Source organism: Amycolatopsis vancoresmycina, from assembly GCF_000716785.1.
In the GTDB taxonomy this organism is placed as follows: Bacteria; Actinomycetota; Actinomycetes; order Mycobacteriales; family Pseudonocardiaceae; genus Amycolatopsis; species Amycolatopsis vancoresmycina.
This window is the reverse complement of the sequence record NZ_JNYY01000010.1, coordinates 61685-82268: the sequence shown is the minus strand read 5'-3', so window position 1 is coordinate 82268 and position 20584 is coordinate 61685. Positions and strand designations below refer to the sequence as shown.

Here is a 20584-nt window from a genome sequence, read left to right as displayed (position 1 = left end):
CCTTATTCAGCCGCCCTTGACCGCCTGGAGCGTGTAGCTCGCCGCGAGCCGGGACGGCGTTTCCTTCAGCCGCCATTCGCCGCTGTCCTGGTCGAGGACCATCTGGCCGGGCAGCGCGTTCCACGGCACGCTGTCGTGTTCGGTGAACGCGGTCAGCGTCAGGCCGTGGTCCAGCAGCGCCGTGATGATCTCGCCCAGCGCGTGGTTCCACGAGTGGGTGACGCTGTGCTCGATCGGCCGGTCGACGGCGACGTAGGTGTCGGGGTCGTCGAAGACCAGCGGCTCGGCGTGCTCGAAGTACGGGTACCGCGGCACCGCCGGGTCCGCCGTTTCGTCGAGCGACCACAGCATCGGGTGCCCTTCCCGGATGAACAGCCGCCCGCCCGGCCGCAGCAGGCCGGCGACCACCGCCGCCCAGCGCGCCACCGAAGGCAGCCAGCACAGGGCGCCGATCCCGGTGTAGGCCAGGTCGAACCGCCCGGCGCCGAGCACCTCGACGGCGTCGTACACGTTCGACTCGTGGAAGTCGATCGACGCGCCCGCCGCCGCGGCGAGCCGCCCGGCCGCTGTCAGGGCCGCGCCCGAGAAGTCCAGGCCCGTCATGGACGCGCCCAGCCGCGACAGCGACACCGTGTCCGTGCCGATGTGGCACTGCAGGTGCACCGCGCGCAGGCCGGTGAGGTCGCCCAGGCGCGGCCGGTCGAACCGCACGACGTCGCTCAGGTGCGCCGGATCCGCGGCGAAGCGGGCGAAACCGTAGTCCGGTGACGCCGCGTGCAACACCGCGCGTTCGTCCCAGTTGGCCTTGTTGACCGCGAACGAGCCGGTCACGACGTCGCGGCGCGCTCGGCCGCGCTGCGCAGCACGCAGAACTCGTTGCCCTCGGGGTCGGCGAGTACCGCCCAGCCGGTGCCGTCGGGGTTGCGCAGGTCGTTCACCAGCGTCGCGCCGAGGCCGAGGATCCGCTCGATCTCGTCGTCGCGCGCGATGTCCGGCTGCAGGCACACGTGCAGGCGGTTCTTCACCGTCTTCGGCTCCGGGACCTTGAGGAACAGCAGGTCGATGCCGCCTTCGAGCTCGATGCCCACCTCGTCGTCGCCCGGGGATCCGGTCTCCGGGATCGGCTTCCCGGTGACCTCGCTCCAGAACTGGCACAGCTGGTACGGGTCGGCGCAGTCGACGGACACGTGCAGGACGGACGAAGGCATGGCACTCCTCGATGACGGCTTTCGTCCCGAGTCTGGCCCCAGCGGACCGGTGCGGGCGACCGATTTAGGACGCCAGCGCCAGGCCCGCCGTCCGGTGCACGCGCCGGCTGTCGTCGACGATGAGGATCTCGCAGTCCGGCCGGTCCGCGGCCCAGGTGATGCCCTCCGCGCCCATCGCGAACGCCGCGGTGGCCAGCGCGTCCGCCGTCACCAGATCCCCGGCCACGACGGTGACGCTCATCAGCCCCGTCGCCGGCGTGCCGGAGCGGCCGTCGAGGATGTGGGAACCGCGCTCGTACGCCGCCGACGTCGCGATCGCGCCGTTGCGCGACTCCAGCACCGCGCACACCGCCAGAGGCTGCTCGGGGTGGCGCACGCCGACCCGCCACGGCCGCCCGGGCTCCGGTTCGCCCGCCGTGACGACGTCGCCGCCGGCGTTGAGGCAGAACGTCGTCGCGCCCTCGGCCTTCAGCATGTCCGCGGCGCGCTGCACCGCCCAGCCCTTCACCACGGCGCACGGGTCGAGGCCGCGGCCGGGCAGCCGCGCGCGGAACGCGCCGCCGGAGAGCTGCTCGTAGTACGCGCAGAGCTCCAGGACCTCCAGGAGGTCGTCGCTCAGCTCGGCGGCCGTCAGCTCGCCGCGGTCGTACCGGCTGACCTCGCTGTCCTCCTTGAACGGGCTGAACCGGGCGTCGACGTCCCGGAACCAGGCGAAGACGTCGTCGACGACCTCGGCGAAGTCGCCCTCGTCCCGCAGGTCGAGGGAGATCGGCAGGCCCATCACCTGTTCGACGCGGTTCGTCATCGGTTGCCTCTCGCGTCGATCGCGGCCTGCAGGGACGTCTTGTACGACTCGCTCGTTTCGGTGGCGCCGGTGATCGTGTCGATGTCGGCGCTCTGCGCCTTGATCGCCTCCTCCTGCAGCCGCGGGAGCGCGGTGAGCGACCGGCCGCTGTCCGGCGCCTGCAGCAGGGTGATCGCGGTGAGCCGGGCGCCGGTGAACGTCACCTGCACCTGCACGGTGCCGTACCGGCTCGACTCGGCGCTGCCCTGCGTGGTCACCGTCTCGTTCGTGGTGTCCCTGGTGGACGGAACGTCCGAAGTGGACGGAGTGGCCGACGCCGGCGGCGCGGACGAGGACGGCGCCGGAGCGGCCGATGTGGACGGTGCGGTGACGCTCGGCGGCGGTGCCTGCGCGACAGCGGCGGTGTTCTGCACCGGCCCCGGCTCGAACCGCCAGACGGCGATGAACCCGGCTACCGACAGCGCGACGACGAAGATGGTCTTCTTCACGGAAGCGTCCCCCTAGGCCGCGAGGCTGAAACGTTCGGCGTGGACCTGGGCGTTGGGCACCTTCAGCTCCCGCAGGCTGCGCAGCACGGCCGAGGTCATCCCCGGCGGTCCGCAGACGAACACGTCCCGCTCGTGCACGTCCGGCACCATCATGTGCAGGTTCGCCGGCCCGAGCATCACCCCGCGCGGCCCGACCGCCTGGTCCGGTCCGGTGAGGACGCTCACGACGGCGCCGCGGGCCTTCGCCAGCTCGTTCAGCTCCGGCAGCAGCACCGCGTCGGCCTGGGTGCGCACCCGGTACAGCACGACGACGTGGCCGTCGATGTCCTCCAGCAGCGCGCGGATCGGCGTGATCCCGACGCCGCCCGCCACGAGCAGCGCGTTGGGCTGCTTCTGGTGGATCGTCGTGAAGGCGCCGTACGGGCCTTCGGCGAACACCCGCGTCCCGACCCGGAGGTTGCGCAGCCCGGCGCTGGACCCGCCGAGGGCCTTCGCGGTCAGCCGCAGGGTGCGGCCGTCGGGCGCGGCCGACAGCGAGAAGGGGTTGGCCTGCCACCAGCGGTCCTTCGTGAGGAACCGCCACAGGAAGAACTGCCCCGCCCTGGCCGGCATCTTGTCCAGGTGCTTGCCGGTCATGTACACCGAAACGACGTCCGGGGCCTCGGAAACCACCGCCGTGACGCGCAGCTGGTGGCGCAGGTTCCGCCACAGCGGCAGCAGGACGCGCCCGGCGAGGACGGCCGCGCCGGCCCCGAGCCAGAGCGTCCACCAGTACGCCTTCGCCCACTCCGAGCCGGCGAACGACGTGCCGAGCGCGAGCTGGTGGGTGAACGCCAGCAGCACCGCGGCGTAGGTGTAGAGGTGGATGAAGTGCCACGTCTCGTACGCGAGCCGCTTGCGCGCGAACTTCGCCGACGCCCCGCCGATGATGAGGATCACCGCGAAGGCGACCAGCGCGCGCAGGATGCCTTCGAGCTGGTTGGCCATGTCGACCAGCTCGTCGACGACGCCGTGGCGCTCGACCTCCGCGTAGCCGAACGCGATGAACACCAGGTGCGCCAGCAGGGTCCACAGGATCGTGAAGCCGGTCCAGCGGTGCCAGGTGGTGAGCCGGTCCATCCCGATCCGGCGGTCCAGCCAGGGCAGCCGGGCCACCAGCAGCAACTGGAACGCCATCGCCAGCGCGCCGTACAGCCCGGCGAGGCGGCCGATCGTGATCAGCGAGTTCGGCGACAGCCCGGCCTGCGCGAACAGCACCGTGACGGCGGCCACGTTAGCACCGAGGAAGAGGAAGAGGCCGGATTTCGCGGCGATCCGGGGGCGGATCGCCGGGCGCGCGGCCTCGGCGGTCTGCGTCATGGTGGTCACACGGATTCCCCTTCGGTTCGGTTCACGAAGGCCAGGGTCGTCACGCAGGCTGTGGCGAGTCTGGGTGCCGGCTGTCGGAATCCTGTCGGCCGCGGCCCGCGGTCGCCCGCGGCGCCCGCGGCGGGAGAAGATACGAGGGTGCAGAGCCCCGACCCCGTGCGCCTGCTCGTCGTCGACGACGAGCCGCACATCGCCGACCTCGTCGCCACCGTCGCCCGGTACGAGGGCTGGCAGGCGGTCACGGCCGGCACCGGGCAGGCCGCGCTGAGCCGGGCCGCGGAGTTCGGGCCGGACATCGTCGTGCTCGACCTGATGCTGCCGGATTTCGACGGCTTCACCGTGCTCGACCGGCTGCGGGCGGGCGGCAACGCGGTGCCCGTGGTGTTCCTCACGGCCAAGGACGCGACGGCCGACCGGATCGCCGGGCTCACCCGCGGGGGTGACGACTACCTCGTGAAACCGTTTTCGGTCGAGGAGCTGATGGCGCGGCTGCGGGCGGTGCTGCGGCGCAGCGCCGGCCTCGCGCAGCAGCCCGAGGCGCGCGGTGCCGTGCTGCGCGTCGGCGACCTGACCCTGGACGAGGACACCCGCGAGGTCCGCCGCGGCGACGTCCCGGCCGAGCTGACGCCGACCGAGTACGAGCTGCTGCGCTACCTCATGCGCCGCTCGCCCGCGGTGCTGACCAAGGCGCAGATCCTCGACCACGTCTGGGAGTACGACTTCGGCGGCCGGTCCAATGTGGTCGAACTGGTGATCTCGCACCTGCGCCGCAAGGTCGACGCGGGCGGCGGCGAGCCGCTGATTCACACCGTCCGCGGCGTCGGGTACGTCGTGCGGCAGGCGCATCGATGAGGCGCTGGTACGAGGCCTGGCAGCGCACCCGGCTGGGCACCCGGATCACCCTCGGCCTCGGCGCGCTCGCGCTGGTGGTGTTCGCGGCCGTCGGCGTCACGACGGTCGGGATCATGCACGGCTACCTCGACCGGCGGCTCGACGAGCAGCTGTCCAAGAGCCAGAACGGGCAGCTGCCGCTGCTGCGCGAGACGCACGCCTCGCCGCAGTCGGTGTACTCGTGGTACTCGGCGCTGTACAAGGTCCGGGGCGGGGTCGCGGTCCCGGAGCCGGGCGGCCAGCTGCCGGGGGACGCCAAGCAGCTGGCGAGCATCGCCGCCGAGGCGGTGAACGGCGACGTCACCCGCAACATCTACCTGCGCGACGACGGTCCGTACCGGGTCCGCGCGTGCCCGGTCGACACCGATTCGGTGCTGCTGTCCGCCGCGCCGCAGAAGGACCTCGACGGCACGGTCCAGCAGCTGATCTGGGTCGAGGTCGGCGCGTTCGCGCTCGCGCTGGGGGTGCTGGTCGTCGTCGGACGGCTGGTGCTGCGCCGCGGCCTGCGCCCGCTGGCCGACATGGCGGGCACCGCGCACGACATCGCCTCCCACGACCTCACCGCCAACCCGGACCTGCCGGTGCGCGCGGCGGGCACCGGCGGCGGCGCCGAAGTCGACGAGCTGCGGACGGCGTTCAACGTGATGCTGGCCCACATCGACACGTCCCTCTCCGCGAAGACCGAGGCCAACGAGCGGCTGCGCCGGTTCGTCGCGGACGCCTCCCACGAGCTGCGGACCCCGCTGACGTCGATCCGCGGCTACGCCGACCTCTTCCGCTACGCCGCGGCGAACGAGCCGGCCGAACGCGAGGCGCACCTGGCGAAGATCCGCGAGGAAACCGCGCGGATGACGGTCCTCGTCGACGACCTCCTGCTGCTGGCCCGGCTCGACGCGCGCGCCGCGGAGACGCCGCTGCGGCCCGAGCGCGTCGACCTGGCCGAGCTGGCCGGGGACGCGGCGGACGCGTTCGCCGCCGGACGCCCCGACCACCCGCTGACCTCGTCCCTTGCGACGGCTTTCGCCGACGCCGATCCGGTGCGGCTGCGGCAGGTGCTGGACAACCTGCTGGCCAACGCGGCCGTGCACACCCCGCCGGGGACGTCGGTGCACGTCTCGGTCACGGCTTCGGGTGGGGACGCCGTGGTGCAGGTGACCGACACCGGGCCCGGGATCGCCCTGTCCGATCAGGAGCGGATCTTCGACCGGTTCTTCCGCGTCGACGACTCCCGCACCCGCGGCAACGGCGGCACCGGGCTCGGGCTGTCGGTGGTCCAGTCCCTGGTCACGGCGCACGGCGGCACGGTGTCGGTGACTTCGGCGCCGGGCCGGACGACCTTCACCGTCCGCCTCCCGCTCGCCCCGTCGTGAGTGGTAAGGCGCGTTCTAACGCGCCTTACCACTCACGAGCGGTGACGTGCGGCGGGATCGTCCAGCCGGGGGAGAGGTCCTCGGACGGCTCGGGGGCGCCGAAGATCGTGCGGACCGGCAGCACGCCGGCCCAGGCGGTGTCGGCTGCGACGTCCTCGGGCTCGTCGTCCGGGCCCTCCGCGCGCATCTTCACCGACGCCTCGGCGAGGTCCAGCGCGAGCACGGACACCGCGGCGAACTCCTTCGCGTTGACCTCGCGCGCGTGCGCCCACGAGCCCGGCGCGAGGTGCTCGGTGAGCACCTCGAGGCCGTGCATCTTCGCTTCGGCGTCGAGGACCGGCTTCGCCTGGCCGAGGATGACGGCGCTGCGGTAGTTCATCGAGTGGTTGTTCACCGAGCGCGAGTAGACGATGCCGTCGAGGAGCGTCACCGTCACGCAGACGTCGAGGCCGTGCGCGGCGGTGCGGAGGCTGGCCGCGCCGGTCGAACCGTGCAGGTAGAGCGTGTCGCCGTCGCGGCCGTAGCCGGTGGGGAGGACCAGCGGCGCGCCGTCGCGGACGATCCCGAGGTGGCAGATGAGCCCTTCGTCGAGAACGGCGTGCAGCGCGGCGCGGTCGGTCACGGCGCGGTGCTTCTTGCGGCCGAGCGTGGTGCGGGGCGTGGTCGACAACATGCGACCAGCGTCTCCCGCCGCAGTGGCCTGGGAAAACGGCCACTTCTCGTACACTTGGGAAGTCCACTCTTCGTCGGGAGGTCCTCGTGTCCGACACCGCGCTGCCGGTGAGTCTCGACCGTTCGGCGGTGACACCGCTGGCCGTCCAGCTGGCGGACGCCCTGCGCGAAGCGGCGGCGAGCGGCCACCTGCGCGGCGGCGACCGGCTGCCCTCGACGCGGGCACTGGCCGGGCGCCTCGGCGTCAGCCGCACGGTGACGTCGGCGGCGTACGAGCAGCTGCACGCGGAGGGCTGGATCGCGGGGCGGCACGGCTCCGGCACGTACGTCACGACTCCGCCTTCGTTCTCGGCTTCGGAGGTCCCGGCGCCCGCGGTCCCGGCGGTCGAGGCGTCGCCGACCTCGCTGCTCGACCTCAGCCCCGGCGCGCCGTGGGCGGCGGGCCTGGACCGCGCGGCCTGGCGCCGCGCCTGGCGGGCGGCGGCCGACCCCGAGCCGTTGGTGCGCGCCCACCGGGCGGGCCTGCCGGAGTACCGCGCGGCGGTGTCGGAGCACCTCCTGCGCCACCGCGGCCTGGCGGCGGGCTCGGTACTGGCGACGGGCGGCACGACGGCGGCGGTGGTGGAGCTGGCGGCGGCGGTGCTGGAGCGCGGGGACGTCGTCGCCGTGGAGGAGCCGGGCTACCAGCGGGCGGTCCAGGCGTTCCGGCGGGCGGGGATGCGGGTGGTGGGTGTCCCGGTGGACGACGAGGGGTTGCGGCCGGACGCCCTCCCGGAGGACGCGCGGGCGGTGTACTGCTCGCCGGCGCACCAGTACCCGATGGGCAGCAGGCTGAGCGCGGCGCGGCGGGTCTCGCTGGTGGAGCGGGCGCGTTCGTCCGGGATGCTGGTCATCGAGGACGACTACGACGGGGAGTTGCGCTTCGACGTGGCGCCGCTGCCGATGCTGGCGGCGTTGGCACCGGACGTGGTGGCGCACCTGGGGACGACGTCGAAGATCCTCACGCCGACGCTGGGCGCGGGGTGGATGGTGGCGCCGGAGGCGATCACGTCGGCGGTGCTGGCGTACCGGGACCTGACCGGGACGCGGCCCTCGCCCGCGGGGCAGAGGGTGCTGTACGAGTTCGCGCGGAACGGTGACCTGGGCCGCCACCTGCGGAAACTGCGCCGCGAGATGGCGGAGAGGCGGACGCTGCTGGCGGGAGCGTTGTCGGCGGCGGGGATCCTGGTCCGCGGCGACGACGCGGGGGCGCATTTGGTGGTGCCGAGTTCCTCGGCTGCGGCGGAGGCGTCGGTGATCGCGGCGGCCGAGCGGCGGGGGATCCGGTTGGACGGGCTGGCGCGGCACTTCGCTGGTGCGCCGTCGGTGTTCGGGGTGGCGATCGGGTATGCGGGGTGTTCGCGGGAGGCGTTGGTGGCGGCTTTGCCGACGTTGGTGGCGTTGTTGCGGTGAGTGTTGTCCACAGGGGGGTTGTGATGTGGACAGCTCTGCTCGGCGGGGGTCTTCTGCGGGTTCGGTGCCGGCCGGGGGCGATACGGTCAATGGGGTGGTGGTTCCCCCTGGGTGGGTGGGTGCTGTCCGGGCGGGGCAAGACCGGGCGGGGCAAGACCGGTGCGGCGCAGGACCGGTGCACCGGGCTCGGCTGTTCCGCGAGGTCACCGGGTACGGTGGCTCACCATGAGCGAGAAGATCCGGGTGGCGGTCGTGTTCGGTGGGCGCAGCAGCGAGCACACCATCTCGTGCCTTTCCGCCGGCAGTGTCCTGGGCCACCTCGATCCCGAGCGGTTCGAGGCCGTTCCCGTCGGGATCACCCGGGCAGGGCGGTGGGTGCTCGGCTCCGGGGACTCCGCCCAGCTCGCCATCCGGGGCCGGGAGCTGCCGTCCGTCGACGATGGCAAGGGGCTTGTCCTCGCCGGGGATCCCTCCAGCCAGGGGCTCGTCGCCGTCGAAGCCGGGCGGGAAAGCGAACTGCTGTCCCAGGTCGATGTCGTCTTCCCCGTGCTGCACGGCGCCTTCGGCGAAGATGGCACCATCCAGGGCCTTCTCGAACTCGCCGGTATCCCGTACGTCGGGCCCGGTGTTCTCGCCAGCGCTGCCGCCATGGACAAGGAAACCGCGAAGAAACTGCTCGCCGCCGAAGGGCTTCCGGTCGGGACCTACTCCGCGCTCAGGCGGGGGCAGTCCACTTTGGACGATTACGCGAAGGAAACCCTCGGCCTGCCGGTGTTCGTCAAGCCGTCGCGGGCGGGCAGTTCCGTCGGGATCTCGCGCGTCGCCGACTGGGCCGAGCTCGATGCCGCCATCGAACTCGCCCGCGCCACCGATCCCAAGGTGCTCGTCGAGGCCGCCGTTGTCGGGCGCGAGGTCGAATGCGGGGTGCTCGAATTCCCCGACGGCCGGGTCGAAGCCTCGCTGCCGGCCGAGATCCGGGTGCTCTCCGAAGACGAGAACGCCTGGTACGACTTCGAAACCAAGTACCTCGGCGACGACGCCGAGCTCGACATCCCCGCCAAGCTCGACGACGCCCTCACCGAGAAGCTCCGGGCGATGGCCGTCGCCGCGTTCCGGGCGCTGGACTGCCAGGGGCTGGCGCGGGTCGACTTCTTCGTCACCGAAAACCACGAGCTGATCATCAACGAGGTCAACACCATGCCGGGCTTCACCACGAAGTCCGCCTACCCGAAGATGTGGGAGGTCACCGGCATGGACTACGCGACCCTGCTGACCACCCTCGTCGAGACGGCGATCGCGCGCGGAACCGGCCTCCGCTAGGAGAACCGCAGCGCCCGGGCCGGCAGCTTCGCGGCCACCGTGTCCGAGATCTGCTGCAGCGGGCCCGTTCCGGCGCTGTCCGGCACCGTCAGCGCCGCGTAGACCTCGCGGTCCACCACGTACCACGTCGACGCGCCCTCGCCCGGGACCTGCAGCCACTGAACGCCGTTCACCAGCCGCAGGGCCGCCGTCGGCGTCAGTTCCGGTGGCCGGTTCAGGCCGCAGCGCAGCACCAGCGGGTCGTCCGTGCCCCAGGCCACCGTGGCGGGCGGGGCCGGGGTGGCCAGCTCGCGCACTTTCAGAGAAGCGCCGTTCGACGTCAGCTCCGCCGGGACCGCGCCCAGCAGCGTGGTGCAGCCCGGCGCCCCCGACTCGGGCGCGGGGACCGGGACCAGCGGCAGCGGACCCGCGGAGTCCGCGGACGGCTGAGTCAGGGCGAACACGGCGACGGCGACCGCCAGCGCCACGGCGAGCGCGGCCGCCGTGACGAGCACCACCCTGGGAGGTGCACCAGTGTCGGAGTCAGGCACCCGTCAACTACACCACTGCAGTTTTTTCCGGGGGGTCTGGGGGGTCGTCCCCCCAGCGTGTCACTGCTCAGAGGTGGACGACCGGGCAGGTCAGCGTCCGCGTGATGCCCTCCACGTTCTGCACCTTCGCGACCACGAGCTGCCCCAGCTGGTCCACGTTGTCGGCGGCCGCGCGGACGATCACGTCGTACGGTCCGGTGACATCCTCCGAGCTGGTCACACCCGGGATGCTGGAGATCTCGGCTGCCACCGCGGCCGCCTTGCCGACCTCGGTCTGGATGAGGATGTATGCGTGGACCACGGCGCGCCCTTTCGTCGGGATCGATCGGCTCAAGGTAGGAACGTCATCAGCAACGTATCGCCAGCTCACGGAAAAACATAGGGCATCCGACTATCGGTGATCGATCTTTGTCCCGGTAGAGAAAGCAGAGGTGACCGGTGTCACCGAACGACGGAACGGTCGCCGAGACCGGCGAGTTCGCGCTCATCCGCGCCGTCACCGAAGGACGGCGCCAGCCGCCGGGCACGCTGCTCGGCCCGGGTGACGACGCCGCCGTCGTCGCCGCCCCGGACGGGCGGGTGGTCGCCAGCACCGACGTCCTCGTGCAGGGCGTCCACTTCCGGCTCGACTGGTCCACGCCCGAGCACGTCGGGCGCAAGGCCGTGGCCGTCAACCTGGCCGACATCGCCGCCATGGGTGCCGCGCCGACCACCGTCCTGGTCGGCCTGGCCTGCCCGTCCGACACCCCGCGCGAGGTCGTCACCGGCCTCGCCGACGGCATGTGGGCCGAAGCCGAACGCGCCGGGATCGGCGTCTCCGGCGGCGACATGGTGCGCGCCGACCAGCTCGTGATCAGCGTCACGGCCCTCGGTGACCTCGGCGACCGCGAGCCCGTGACGCGCTCGGGCGCCCGCCCCGGCGACCTGGTCGCCGTCAACGGGCGCCTGGGCTGGGCGGCCGCCGGCCTGGCCGTGCTCGGCCGCGGCTTCCGGTCCCCGGTCGGCGTCGTCAACGCCCAGCGCTGCCCGGAACCGCCCTACGAAGCCGGTCCGCGCGCCGCGCTGGCCGGGGCCACGGCGATGATCGACGTCTCCGACGGCCTGCTCGCCGACCTCGGCCACATCGGCGAGGCGTCCGAGGTCGGCATCGACGTCCGCACCGCCGACCTCGACGTGTCCGCGCGGCTCACCGAGGTCGGCGCCGCGCTGGGCGCCGACCCCCTGGACTGGGTGCTCACCGGCGGCGAGGACCACGCGCTGGCGGCCACCTTCCCGCCGTTCACCGAACTCCCGGACGGGTGGCGCACGATCGGCGTCGTCACGATGGCCGGCTCCGGGATCACCGTCGACGGGAAACCGTTTTCGCGAGAAGGCGGCTGGACGCACTGGCGCTGATCTAGGCTCCGGAAGCGTGAGAATCGTTCCGGTCCCCTACGACCATCCCGACGCGGCCAAGCTGATGGCCGCGGTGCAGCAGGTGTACGTCGAGCGCTACGGCGGCGAGGACATCACCCCGATGACCCCCGCGGACTTCGACCCGCCGCAGGGCCTGTTCCTCGTCGGCTACCAGGGCGACGAGCCCGTCGCCTGCGGCGCGTGGCGCGCCCACGACGGCCCGGAGCCCGACTTCCGGGACGGCGACGCCGAGTTCAAGCGGATGTACGTCGCCGATTCCGCCCGCGGCCGCGGGTTCGCGCGGATGATCCTCTCCGAGCTGGAGCGCACGGCGGCGCTGTGCGGCCGCAAGCGTGCCGTTCTGGAAACCGGGACCAAGCAGCCGGAAGCCATCGCGCTGTACACGTCGTCGGGCTACGCCGAGATCCCGAAGTTCGGCGTCTACCGGTGCGAGCCGGAAAGCCGTTGCTACGGCAAGGACCTCACCTCGGTGTGAGCTTCAGGAGGGCCGCCGCGTGCGGGCGCAGCGTCGCCGAGACGCCGGTTCCGGTGTCCCGGTGGGCCCAGAGGTCCCGGACCGTCCACGCGCCGGGGATGTCCGCCGACACGGTCGCGGTGGTGCTGCCGGTGTTGAGCAGCACCACCGCGAAACCGCCGCCGGACAACGGTTTTCCCCACACCTGGTAGCCGGGGCCCGCGGCGAGCCGCCGTCCCTGGCCGCCCGCGAAGTCCTGGTCGACGGCGATGGCCTCGGCGTTCCCGAGCGTCGCGAGGTCGGTGCCGCCCAGCTTCGCCGGGTCGGTGCCGGCGAACAGCGGCGCGTTGAGGACGGCCCAGACGCTGAAGTGCGCGCGGGCCTCGTCGGCGGTCAGCGTGCCGTTGCCGACCTGCAGCATGTCCGGGTCGTTCCAGCCGCCGGGCGAGCCGCTGTGCACGGCGACGGCGGCCTGCTGGTCGATCGTCGCGAGCACGGATTCCCAGGTCGGGACCAGGTCGTAGGTGGTGCGCCACAGGTTCGCCACCGGCCGCGCCCAGGTCCACGGGCTCGAGACGCCGTATTCGGAGATCGCGTAGACGATCGGCCGGGGGAGCGCGGCGAGCTCGTCGCGCATCTTCTCGAACGCGGCTTTCCGGTCGAGGCCGTCGACGGTGTCGGCGTTGCACCAGTCGTACTTGAGGTAGTCGACGCCCCAGCGGTCGAAGGTCTCGGCGTCCTGGCGCTCGTGGCCGAGCGACCCGATGCCGGACGCCGGGTAGGCGTCGTTCGCCATCGCGCAGGTGCGGCTGCCGGGGACGGCGTAGATGCCGAAGAGCAGGCCGCGGGAGTGCACGTAGTCGGCGAGATCGGCGATGCCGTGGGGAAAGCGCTTCGGGTCCGGCTGCAGCGAGCCGTCGGCGGCGCGGGCGGTCGCCTGCCAGCAGTCGTCGACGACGACGTAGTGGTAACCCGCGTCACGCAGGCCGGTGTCGGCGAGCGCGTCGGCGGCGCGCTTCACGACGTCCTCGGTCAGGTCGTAGCAGCGGACCTGGTTCCAGCTGTTCCAGCCCATCGGCGGGGTACCCGCCAGGCCGTTCGCCAGCGCGGGGGACGCCGTGGGCAGGCTGAGCAGCCACGTCAGCGCGACGAGGAGGAGCACGAGCAGGCTGGTTTTCGGCTTGACGGCGATGGCGTGATCCAATCGCACCGGAAGTGAAACCGCAGTCACCCGGAGGCGGCATGCCGATCTACGCACTCGGTGATCTCGAACCGACGATCCACCCCGACGCCTACGTCCACCCCGACGCCACGGTGATCGGCGACGTCCGGATCGGCGCGCACGCGTCGGTGTGGCCGCAGACCGTCCTGCGCGGCGACCACGGTTACATCGAGCTCGGCGAGCGGTCGAACGTCCAGGACGGCTGCGTCCTGCACTGCACCGAGCGGCACCCGACGATCCTGGGGCCGTCGTCGGCGATCGGGCACGCGGTGCACGTCGAGGGCGCGACGATCGGCACCGGCTGCCTGATCGCGTCCGGCTCGGTGGTGCTGAACGGCTCCGTGATCGAGGACGGCGGCATGGTCGGCGCGGGCGCGGTGCTGTCGTACGGCTCCCACGTCAAGACCGGCGAAATCGCGCTGGGCGTGCCGGGGAAGGTGCGCGAAAACACGTCGTTCAGCGCGGAGAACATCGCGCTCGTCGTCGATTCGTACGTCAAGCGGGCGCAGCGGTTCAAGGCGGAGCTGAGGCGGCTCGACCCGCTCGGGTGACGCCGGCCACGCCCGGTAGGCTTGCGCGCCGTGACCGCACGACCGCTGCAGGACATCGTCGAGGCAGGCTGGGCGCAAGCCCTCGAACCGGTGGCGCCGCAGGTCGCCGCGATGGGGGAGTTCCTCCGCGCGGAGATCGCCGCGGGCCGCACCTACCTGCCGGCGGGTGAGCACGTGCTCCGGGCGTTCAAGCAGCCGTTCCACGACGTCCGGGTGCTGATCGTCGGCCAGGACCCGTACCCGACGCCGGGGCACGCGGTCGGCCTGAGCTTCTCGGTGGCGCCGGACGTCCGGCCGATCCCGAAGAGCCTGATCAACATCTACAAGGAGTACTGCGACGACCTCGGCCACCCGCTGCCGGCCAACGGCGACCTGACGCCGTGGGCCGACCAGGGCGTGCTGCTGCTCAACCGGTCGCTGACCGTGCAGCCCGGGAAGTCGAACTCGCACCAGGGCAAGGGCTGGGAAGCGGTCACCGAGCAGGCGATCAAGGCGCTGGCGGCCCGCTCGGAGCCGATGGTGGCGATCCTCTGGGGCCGCAACGCCCGCAACCTGCGCCCGATGCTGGGCGAGGTCCCGTGCATCGAGTCGGCGCACCCGAGCCCGCTCTCGGCGCACAACGGCTTCTTCGGGTCGCGGCCGTTCAGCCGGGCCAACCAGCTGCTGGAGCAGCAGGGCGCGGCGCCGGTCGACTGGAAACTTCCCTGACGACCGGTGTCCGGATCGGCGTGACGGCTCCGACCAAGGGGTAAACAGACCTTGGAGGACACCCCATGAACGTCACTTCGGCCGACGGCACGACCATCTTCTTCGAGCAGCGCGGCGACGGCCCGCCGGTGATCCTGGTCGGCGGCGCGTTCAACGACCGCACGACCACGGTCGGCCTGGCGGAGGTCCTCGCCGGCGACTTCACGGCGGTCAACTACGACCGGCGCGGGCGTGGTGACTCCGGCGACGCTCCTTCATACGCCGTCGAGCGCGAGATCGAGGACCTCGCGGCGCTGATCGCGCACGTCGGCGGGACGGCGTCGGTGTTCGGCCACTCGTCGGGCGCGATCCTGGCCCTGGAAGCGGCCGCGGCGGGCATCGGCATCGACCGCGTGGTGGCCTACGAGCCGCCGTACGCGACGGACGAGCACCCGCGGGGGGACGTCGTGGCCGAGGTGCGCGCCCAGCTCGCGGCGGGCGATCGGGACGGCGCGGTGGCGACGTTCCTGAAGGTCGCGGGCACGCCGGAGGAGATGATCGAGGGCATGAAGCAGGCCCCGGTGTGGGGCTGGTTCACGGCGTTGGCGCACACGCTGCCGTACGACCTGACGATCTGCGGCCCGGACGGCCGCCCGCGGACGGAGAACCTGGCCCGCATCAAGATCCCGGCCCTGGTGATCGGCGGCGGCGCGAGCGACGACGCACTCCGGTCAGGCGCCCGCGCGGCGGCCGCGGCGGTGCCCGGTGCCCGTCACGAGACGCTCGAAGGGCAGGACCACGGGGTGCTGCAGTTCCCGGAGACGCTCAAGGACCTGCTGACCGATTTCCTCAAGTGAGCCAGCGCGGCCAGGAAGGTCGCGAATGACTCATTCGGGACCTCCGACGTCCCGAATGAGTCATTCGCGACACTTGGCGACCGCGCGCGACCGGGTGGGGACATGAAAATGGCGGGTGCTCCGGAGAGCACCCGCCATCCCAAACTTCTCCGGCGTCAGCCCCGGACGACCTTGCCCGCCTTGATGCACGAGGTGCACACGTTCAGGCGCTTGCGCTGGGACACACCCACCTTGGCGTGGACGGTCTGGATGTTCGGGTTCCACCGGCGGTTGGTACGGCGGTGGGAGTGCGAGACCGACTTGCCGAAGCCGGGTCCCTTGCCACAGACGTCGCACACGGCAGCCACGTCGAACTCCTTTGGATCTGGGTCATAGAAATGAGCCCAGATGCACTGGGCAACTCGACCATAGTAACTACTGCGATCGAGGGCCCCGGCACCGGGTCGATACGCTGCCCGGGGACCGGGTAGGAGGTTACGGGGTGCGGGTGCTGGACGTGGCGGCGGTGTCGGCCTGGGCGGCGGGCTGCGTGCACAGCCTCGCGCGCCTGCGGCCGGCCATCGACGAGATCAACGTCTACCCCGTCGCCGATTCCGACACCGGCTCCAACATGCTCTTCACGATGACCGGCGCGGCCCGGGAACTCTCCGAGGCGACCCCGGAAACCGCCGCCGAAGCGCTGAAGGTCCTCGCGCGGGGCGCGGTCGCCTCCGCCAAGGGCAACTCCGGCGTGATCCTGTCCCAGGTCGTGCGCGGGCTCGCCGACCGCGCCGAAGGCGACCTGGACGGGCCGTGGCTGGCGAAGGCGCTGGGACACGCCGACGAGGCCGCCACCGGGGCCGTCAGCCGCCCGGTCGCCGGGACCATCCTGACCGTGCTGCACGCCGTCGCCCTCGCCGTCCGGGGCGACACGAGCCCGCTGTCCCAGATCGCCGCAAAAGCGGCGAAAGAGGCCGCCCACGCCCTCGAAAAGACGCCCGAGCAGCTGCCCGCGCTGGCCAGGGCCGGGGTCGTCGACGCCGGGGCGCGCGGCCTGGTCGCCGTGCTCGACGCGCTGGTCGGCGTGCTCACCGGCGCGCCCGTCCAGCCGGAGCACGCCCTCGAAGTGCACGCGCACCCCCACTCCGAGGTGTACGCCTGGGAGGTCATGTACCTCCTGGACGGCGTCGAAGAGGCGAGCCTGCCGACCCTGCAGAAGGAGCTCAGCAGCCTCGGCGACAGCGTCACGGTGGCCGGTGACGGCTCGGGCAGCCACGCCGTGCACGTCCACTGCGCCGACATCGGCGGCGCCATCGAGGCCGGCCTCGCGCTCGGCCGTCCGCGCAAGATCCGCGTCGAGCCGCTGCTCACGCCGACGCCGATCGAGCCGGGCGGCGGGATCGACCGCACGGTGGTCGCCGTCGTCCACGGCGGGGCGCTGGCCGAGCTGCTGCGGGCCGAGAGCATCCCGGTGCTGGCCGTGCCCGAGGGCGGGACGCCGAGCGTCGAGGACATGATCGGGCTGCTCAACGAGGCCGCCGGCCAGCAGGTGACCGTGCTGCCGGGCAGCGTCGCGCTGACCGCCGCGGCCGACACCGCGGCCGGGCACGCCATGGCCGCCGACCGGGACGTCGTGGTCATCCCGTGCGCGTCCCCGGTGCAGGTGCTGGCCGCCCTCGCCGTGCACGACGCCGGCCGCCGCACGAACGACGACGTCGTCGCGATGGCCGAAGCGGCCGCCGCGACCAGGCGTGGCGAACTGCGGATCGCGCAGGAAGAGTCGCTAACCTGGGTGGGCCGGGCCCAGTCCGGTGACGTGGTCGGCCTGGTCGACGACGAGGTGGTGCTGATCGAGCCCGCGCCCGCGTCCGAGACCAACCTGGTCGCGGCCGCGATGAAGGTGCTGAACCGGATGCTGGCCCTCGGCGGCGAGCTGGTGACGGTGCTGAGCGGCGCCGCCGCCCCGCCCGGGGTTGCCGAGGAGCTCGCCGAGCAGCTGCGGGTGGAGCACCCGGAGGTGGAGCTGACCAGCTACGCCAGCGGCCAGGCGGACGCCGTGCTGCTGATGGGAGTCGAATAGCGAGATGGCCGGACTGCGCGACAAGCTGCCGCTGCTGCTGGGCGCCAAGACGGCGAAGGCGCTCGCCACGTCGTTGGACATCGAAACGGTCAGCGACCTGCTGCGCCACTACCCGCGCCGCTACGCCGAGCGCGGCGAGCTCACCGACATCCACGGCCTCGAGCTGGGCGAGCACGCCACCGTGCTGGCGCGCATCGAAAAGGTGAGCAAGCGGCGGATGAAGGCACGCAACGGCACCATCCTCGACATGGTCATCACCGACGGGAAACGGCGGCTGACCTGCGCGTTCTTCAACCAGGCATGGCGCGAGAAGGACTTGGTCCCCGGCAAGACCGGCCTGTTCGCCGGCAAGGTGTCCGCCTTCCGCGACACGCTGCAGCTGACCAACCCCGAGTACGAGCTGTTCGAGGCCGACCGCGCCGAGGAGGCGATGGACGACTTCCTCGCCGCGATCATCCCGGTCTACCCGGCGGCGCAGGGCATGCCGACCTGGTCGATCGCCAAGTGTGTCCGCCAGGTCCTCGACGTCCTCGAGGTCGACGACGACCCGATGCCCGCCGAGCTGCGGCGGCTGCACAAGCTGGCCGACCTCGACAACGCGCTGCACGGCATCCACCGCCCGGAGAACTGGGCGCACCTGGAGGCGTCGAAGAAGCGGCTGAAGTGGGACGAGGCCATGGCCGTCCAGCTGATCTTCGCGCAGCGGCGCCATTCGGCCATCTCGCGGCCGGCGAAGGCGAACCCGCACGTCAGCGGCGGCCTGATGGACGCCTTCGACAAGCGGCTGCCCTTCGACCTGACCGCGGGCCAGCGGGGGATCGGCGACGAGATCGCCGCCGACCTCGCGTCCGAGCACCCGATGAACCGGCTGCTGCAGGGCGAGGTCGGCTCGGGCAAGACGGTCGTCGCGCTGCGGGCGATGCTGCAGGTCGTCGACAACGGGCGGCAGGCCGCGATGCTGGCCCCGACCGAGGTCCTCGCCGCGCAGCACGCGCGGTCGCTGCGGGAAATGCTCGGCGACCTCGGGCAGGCGGGCGAGCTGGGCGCGGCGGAGAACGCCACCCGCGTGACGCTGCTCACCGGTTCGATGGGCGCGAAGGAGCGCAAGAAGGCGCTGCTGGAGATCGTCAGCGGGGAAGCGGGCATCGTCGTCGGCACGCACGCGCTGATCCAGGACCACGTCGAGTTCGCCCACCTCGGCCTCGCCGTCGTCGACGAGCAGCACCGGTTCGGCGTCGAGCAGCGGGACGCGCTGCGCACCCGCGGCGCCGGCGACACCAGCCCGCACGTCCTCGTCATGACCGCGACGCCGATCCCGCGCACGGTCGCCATGACCGTGTACGGCGACCTGGAGGTGTCCGCGCTGCGCGAGATGCCGGTCGGGCGGTCGCCGATCTCGACCACCGTCGTGCCGGTCGCCGAGAAACCGGCCTGGTTCGACCGGATCTGGCAGCGCGTCCGCGAGGAGGTCGGCAAGGGGCACCAGGCGTACGTCGTCTGCCCGCGGATCGGCGACGAGCCGCCGTCGGACAAGAGCGACAAGCGGCCGCCGCTGGCCGTCCTGGACGTGGCACCCGAGCTGGAGCACGGGCCGCTGCAGGGCCTGAAGATCGGCGTGCTGCACGGCCGGATGCCGCCCGACGACAAGGACGCCGTGATGCGCGCGTTCTCGGCGGCGAAGCTGGACGTCCTGGTCGCCACCACCGTCATCGAGGTCGGCGTGAACGTGCCGAACGCCACCGCGATGGTGATCATGGACGCCGACCGGTTCGGCGTCAGCCAGCTGCACCAGCTGCGCGGCCGCGTCGGCCGGGGCAGTGTGCCGGGGCTGTGCCTGCTGGTCACCGAGACCCTCGACGGCACGGCGACCCGCGAGCGGCTGGCCGCGGTCGAGTCCACGACGGACGGCTTCGAGCTGTCGCGGCTGGACCTGGAGCTGCGCCGCGAAGGCGACATCCTCGGCGCGGCGCAGTCCGGGAAGCGGTCCACGCTGAAGCTGCTGTCGCTGCTGCGGGACGAGGACGTCATCGCCGCGTCCCGGCAGAGCGCGCAGGAGATCGTCGAAAAGGACCCAGACCTGGAGAAGTACCGCGGCCTGGCCCAGATGGTCGGCGACGTCGTCGACGTCGACCGCGCGGAGTACCTGGAGAAGAGTTGATCCGCCCGGCTGTGGTCGCGGACGCGGCGGCGATCGGCGAGGTCCACGTGCGCTCCTGGCAGGCGGCCTACGCGGGCCTGATCCCGGCGGACTTCCTCGCCCGGCTGTCGGCTTCCTCGCGCGCGGCGGGGTGGGCCCGGCGGATCGGCGACGGCTCTGGGCAGGTGCTGGTCGTCGAGGACGACGGAGTCATCGCGGGCTTCGCCGCCTTCGGGCCTTCGCAGTTGTTCGCGCTGTACGTGCTGCCGGAGTTCTGGGGGCGGGGCCTGGGCCGGGCGCTGCACGACCGGGTCGTCGCGGAGATGTCCGGCGACAGCGCCGTCCTGTGGGTGCTCGCGACGAACGAGCGGGCGAAGGCGTTCTACGTCCGGCAGGGCTGGGTGGACGACGACGCCCGCCAGACCGAGACGATCGACGACGGGCGCGTCACGCTGGAGGAGATGCGGTACCGCCGCCGGTTGCCGTGAACACGCCGGCTTTCGCGGCGGCCGCGGCGGCTTTCGCGGCGAGGGCGGCGTCCTCCGGCGTCACGCCTTCCCGGGAGACGAACAGGCGGTAGAAGACCGGCCCGCAGGCCACGCGGATCACCTCGACGGCGTCGGTGCCGGGCGGGACCTCGCCGCGCTCGACCGCGCGGTGCACGGCGGCGGCCGAGCGGGCGTGGCGATCGACGTAGAACTCCTGCAGGGCGTCGGCGGCGCGGGCGGAGAGGAACGCGGCCGAGATCGACGCCGTCGGGAGCTCGCGTTCGCCCGGCGTGGTGAAGTAGCGCACCAGCTCGAGGTTGATCCCGCGCAGGTCGCCTTCGAGCGAACCGGTGTCCGGGGCGGCCCACTCCTGCTCGGTGCCCATCAGCAGGGCCGCCGCGACCAGGCCCTCGGCGGACTCCCAGCGGCGGTACAGCGTCGTCTTGTGCACGCCGGAGCGGTCGGCGACCGCCTCGACGGTCAGCTCCGCGTAGCCGCGTTCGCCGAGCAGCTCGAGGGTGGCGTTCAGCGCGGCGAGGCGGGTCCGCTCGGTGCGGCCGCCCGGGCGCTTGGTCCCGGAAATCTCGGTTGCCAACTGCTACTCCTGTT

General features: G+C 72.4%; 23 protein-coding genes. 12 read left to right on the top strand and 11 right to left on the bottom strand.

The window, feature by feature from the left end; all coding sequences use genetic code 11:
• Positions 1-6: 6 nt before the first annotated feature.
• From OO60_RS24840 to OO60_RS24820, 5 genes are all read right to left on the bottom strand, one after another.
• Positions 7-831 carry a class I SAM-dependent methyltransferase gene (locus tag OO60_RS24840; protein ID WP_004560694.1) on the bottom strand — a complete coding sequence of 275 codons (825 nt, stop codon included), beginning with the start codon at positions 829-831 and terminating at the stop codon, positions 7-9.
• Positions 828-1208 carry a VOC family protein gene (locus OO60_RS24835; RefSeq protein ID WP_004560695.1) on the bottom strand — a complete coding sequence of 127 codons (381 nt, stop codon included), beginning with the start codon at positions 1206-1208 and terminating at the stop codon, positions 828-830. The genes OO60_RS24840 and OO60_RS24835 overlap by 4 nt, the downstream gene beginning before the upstream one ends.
• A gap of 64 nt (positions 1209-1272) precedes the next feature.
• Entirely contained in the window at positions 1273-2013 is a 741-nt protein-coding gene (locus OO60_RS24830) for an FAD:protein FMN transferase (protein WP_004560697.1), read from the bottom strand.
• A complete protein-coding gene (locus OO60_RS24825) occupies positions 2010-2501 on the bottom strand; it encodes an FMN-binding protein (RefSeq protein ID WP_033262175.1) in 492 nt (163 codons plus the stop codon). The genes OO60_RS24830 and OO60_RS24825 overlap by 4 nt, the downstream gene beginning before the upstream one ends.
• 12 nt (positions 2502-2513) lie before the next feature.
• Positions 2514-3860, bottom strand: a complete 1347-nt coding sequence (locus OO60_RS24820; RefSeq protein WP_033262202.1) for a ferredoxin reductase family protein — start codon at positions 3858-3860, stop codon at positions 2514-2516.
• A gap of 147 nt (positions 3861-4007) precedes the next feature.
• Between OO60_RS24820 and OO60_RS24815 the strand changes: the two genes are divergently transcribed.
• Both OO60_RS24815 and OO60_RS24810 read left to right on the top strand, forming a co-directional pair.
• Positions 4008-4721: a response regulator transcription factor gene (locus OO60_RS24815; RefSeq protein WP_004560702.1), complete on the top strand. Its 714-nt coding sequence runs from the start codon at positions 4008-4010 to the stop codon at positions 4719-4721.
• Complete coding sequence (locus OO60_RS24810; RefSeq protein ID WP_004560703.1) at positions 4718-6130, top strand: sensor histidine kinase; 1413 nt, start codon at positions 4718-4720, stop codon at positions 6128-6130. The genes OO60_RS24815 and OO60_RS24810 overlap by 4 nt, the downstream gene beginning before the upstream one ends.
• A 25-nt stretch (positions 6131-6155) precedes the next feature.
• On the opposite strand, the gene OO60_RS24805 is transcribed toward OO60_RS24810, so the two are convergent.
• Positions 6156-6803, bottom strand: a complete 648-nt coding sequence (locus OO60_RS24805) for a pyridoxamine 5'-phosphate oxidase family protein (RefSeq protein WP_004560704.1) — start codon at positions 6801-6803, stop codon at positions 6156-6158.
• 86 nt (positions 6804-6889) lie between these two features.
• Between OO60_RS24805 and pdxR the strand changes: the two genes are divergently transcribed.
• Positions 6890-8254, top strand: a complete 1365-nt coding sequence (pdxR, locus tag OO60_RS24800) for a MocR-like pyridoxine biosynthesis transcription factor PdxR (protein WP_033262174.1) — start codon at positions 6890-6892, stop codon at positions 8252-8254.
• A gap of 225 nt (positions 8255-8479) precedes the next feature.
• Positions 8480-9574 (top strand): D-alanine--D-alanine ligase family protein, encoded by a 1095-nt coding sequence (locus OO60_RS24795; RefSeq protein WP_003091999.1) that lies wholly within the window; start codon positions 8480-8482, stop codon positions 9572-9574.
• Here OO60_RS24795 and OO60_RS24790 read toward each other — a convergent pair.
• Positions 9571-10071 carry a DUF3515 domain-containing protein gene (locus tag OO60_RS24790; protein WP_003091996.1) on the bottom strand — a complete coding sequence of 167 codons (501 nt, stop codon included), beginning with the start codon at positions 10069-10071 and terminating at the stop codon, positions 9571-9573. The two genes, OO60_RS24795 and OO60_RS24790, sit on opposite strands and share 4 nt — an antisense overlap.
• 100 nt (positions 10072-10171) lie before the next feature.
• Positions 10172-10405, bottom strand: a complete 234-nt coding sequence (locus tag OO60_RS24785; protein ID WP_003091994.1) for an Lrp/AsnC family transcriptional regulator — start codon at positions 10403-10405, stop codon at positions 10172-10174.
• Between the two features lie 137 nt (positions 10406-10542).
• Between OO60_RS24785 and OO60_RS24780 the strand changes: the two genes are divergently transcribed.
• A complete protein-coding gene (locus OO60_RS24780) occupies positions 10543-11499 on the top strand; it encodes a thiamine-phosphate kinase (RefSeq protein ID WP_033262173.1) in 957 nt (318 codons plus the stop codon).
• Between the two features lie 16 nt (positions 11500-11515).
• On the top strand, positions 11516-11995 hold the full coding sequence (locus tag OO60_RS24775) for a GNAT family N-acetyltransferase (RefSeq protein ID WP_003091986.1): 480 nt from the start codon (positions 11516-11518) through the stop codon (positions 11993-11995).
• Here the strand turns inward: OO60_RS24775 and OO60_RS24770 are convergent.
• Positions 11982-13184 (bottom strand): glycoside hydrolase family 27 protein, encoded by a 1203-nt coding sequence (locus tag OO60_RS24770; RefSeq protein ID WP_081655903.1) that lies wholly within the window; start codon positions 13182-13184, stop codon positions 11982-11984. The two genes, OO60_RS24775 and OO60_RS24770, sit on opposite strands and share 14 nt — an antisense overlap.
• Positions 13185-13216: 32 nt before the next feature.
• Here OO60_RS24770 and OO60_RS24765 point away from each other — a divergent pair, with 32 nt between their 5' ends.
• The 3 genes from OO60_RS24765 (at position 13217) to OO60_RS24755 (ending at position 15291) form a co-directional block, all read left to right on the top strand.
• The gene (locus tag OO60_RS24765; RefSeq protein WP_003091980.1) at positions 13217-13747 is read left to right on the top strand and encodes a gamma carbonic anhydrase family protein; all 531 of its coding nucleotides are present in this window, start codon (positions 13217-13219) and stop codon (positions 13745-13747) included.
• Positions 13748-13777: 30 nt separating this feature from the next.
• Complete coding sequence (locus tag OO60_RS24760; RefSeq protein WP_003091977.1) at positions 13778-14455, top strand: uracil-DNA glycosylase; 678 nt, start codon at positions 13778-13780, stop codon at positions 14453-14455.
• A gap of 65 nt (positions 14456-14520) precedes the next feature.
• A complete protein-coding gene (locus tag OO60_RS24755; protein WP_003091974.1) occupies positions 14521-15291 on the top strand; it encodes an alpha/beta fold hydrolase in 771 nt (256 codons plus the stop codon).
• A 155-nt stretch (positions 15292-15446) separates the two neighbouring features.
• Here OO60_RS24755 and rpmB read toward each other — a convergent pair whose 3' ends face one another.
• Positions 15447-15638 carry a 50S ribosomal protein L28 gene (rpmB, locus tag OO60_RS24750; protein WP_003091970.1) on the bottom strand — a complete coding sequence of 64 codons (192 nt, stop codon included), beginning with the start codon at positions 15636-15638 and terminating at the stop codon, positions 15447-15449.
• 134 nt (positions 15639-15772) lie between these two features.
• On the opposite strand from rpmB, the gene OO60_RS24745 reads away from it, so the two are divergent.
• The 3 genes from OO60_RS24745 to OO60_RS24735 are packed head-to-tail and all read left to right on the top strand — an operon-like array spanning position 15773 to position 19975.
• On the top strand, positions 15773-17350 hold the full coding sequence (locus tag OO60_RS24745; RefSeq protein WP_003091967.1) for a DAK2 domain-containing protein: 1578 nt from the start codon (positions 15773-15775) through the stop codon (positions 17348-17350).
• Positions 17351-17354: 4 nt separating this feature from the next.
• Complete coding sequence (gene recG / locus OO60_RS24740) at positions 17355-19508, top strand: ATP-dependent DNA helicase RecG (protein WP_003091962.1); 2154 nt, start codon at positions 17355-17357, stop codon at positions 19506-19508.
• A complete protein-coding gene (locus OO60_RS24735) occupies positions 19505-19975 on the top strand; it encodes a GNAT family N-acetyltransferase (RefSeq protein ID WP_033262172.1) in 471 nt (156 codons plus the stop codon). Before recG ends, OO60_RS24735 begins: the two co-directional genes overlap by 4 nt.
• Here the strand turns inward: OO60_RS24735 and OO60_RS24730 are convergent.
• Positions 19935-20570: a TetR/AcrR family transcriptional regulator gene (locus OO60_RS24730; protein ID WP_003091957.1), complete on the bottom strand. Its 636-nt coding sequence runs from the start codon at positions 20568-20570 to the stop codon at positions 19935-19937. The two genes, OO60_RS24735 and OO60_RS24730, sit on opposite strands and share 41 nt — an antisense overlap.
• Positions 20571-20584: the final 14 nt, after the last annotated feature.

Excerpts from the sequence above, each read along its gene's own strand:
- OO60_RS24835 (WP_004560695.1), bottom strand. The coding sequence starts at position 1,208 with ATGCCTTCGTCCGTCCTGCACGTGTCCGTCGACTGCGCCGACCCGTAC.
- OO60_RS24830 (WP_004560697.1), bottom strand. The coding sequence starts at position 2,013 with ATGACGAACCGCGTCGAACAGGTGATGGGCCTGCCGATCTCCCTCGAC.
- OO60_RS24820 (WP_033262202.1), bottom strand. The coding sequence starts at position 3,860 with ATGACGCAGACCGCCGAGGCCGCGCGCCCGGCGATCCGCCCCCGGATC.
- OO60_RS24810 (WP_004560703.1), top strand. The coding sequence starts at position 4,718 with ATGAGGCGCTGGTACGAGGCCTGGCAGCGCACCCGGCTGGGCACCCGG.
- OO60_RS24805 (WP_004560704.1), bottom strand. The coding sequence starts at position 6,803 with ATGTTGTCGACCACGCCCCGCACCACGCTCGGCCGCAAGAAGCACCGC.
- OO60_RS24795 (WP_003091999.1), top strand. The coding sequence starts at position 8,480 with ATGAGCGAGAAGATCCGGGTGGCGGTCGTGTTCGGTGGGCGCAGCAGC.
- OO60_RS24765 (WP_003091980.1), top strand. The coding sequence starts at position 13,217 with ATGCCGATCTACGCACTCGGTGATCTCGAACCGACGATCCACCCCGAC.
- OO60_RS24755 (WP_003091974.1), top strand. The coding sequence starts at position 14,521 with ATGAACGTCACTTCGGCCGACGGCACGACCATCTTCTTCGAGCAGCGC.
- recG (WP_003091962.1), top strand. The coding sequence starts at position 17,355 with ATGGCCGGACTGCGCGACAAGCTGCCGCTGCTGCTGGGCGCCAAGACG.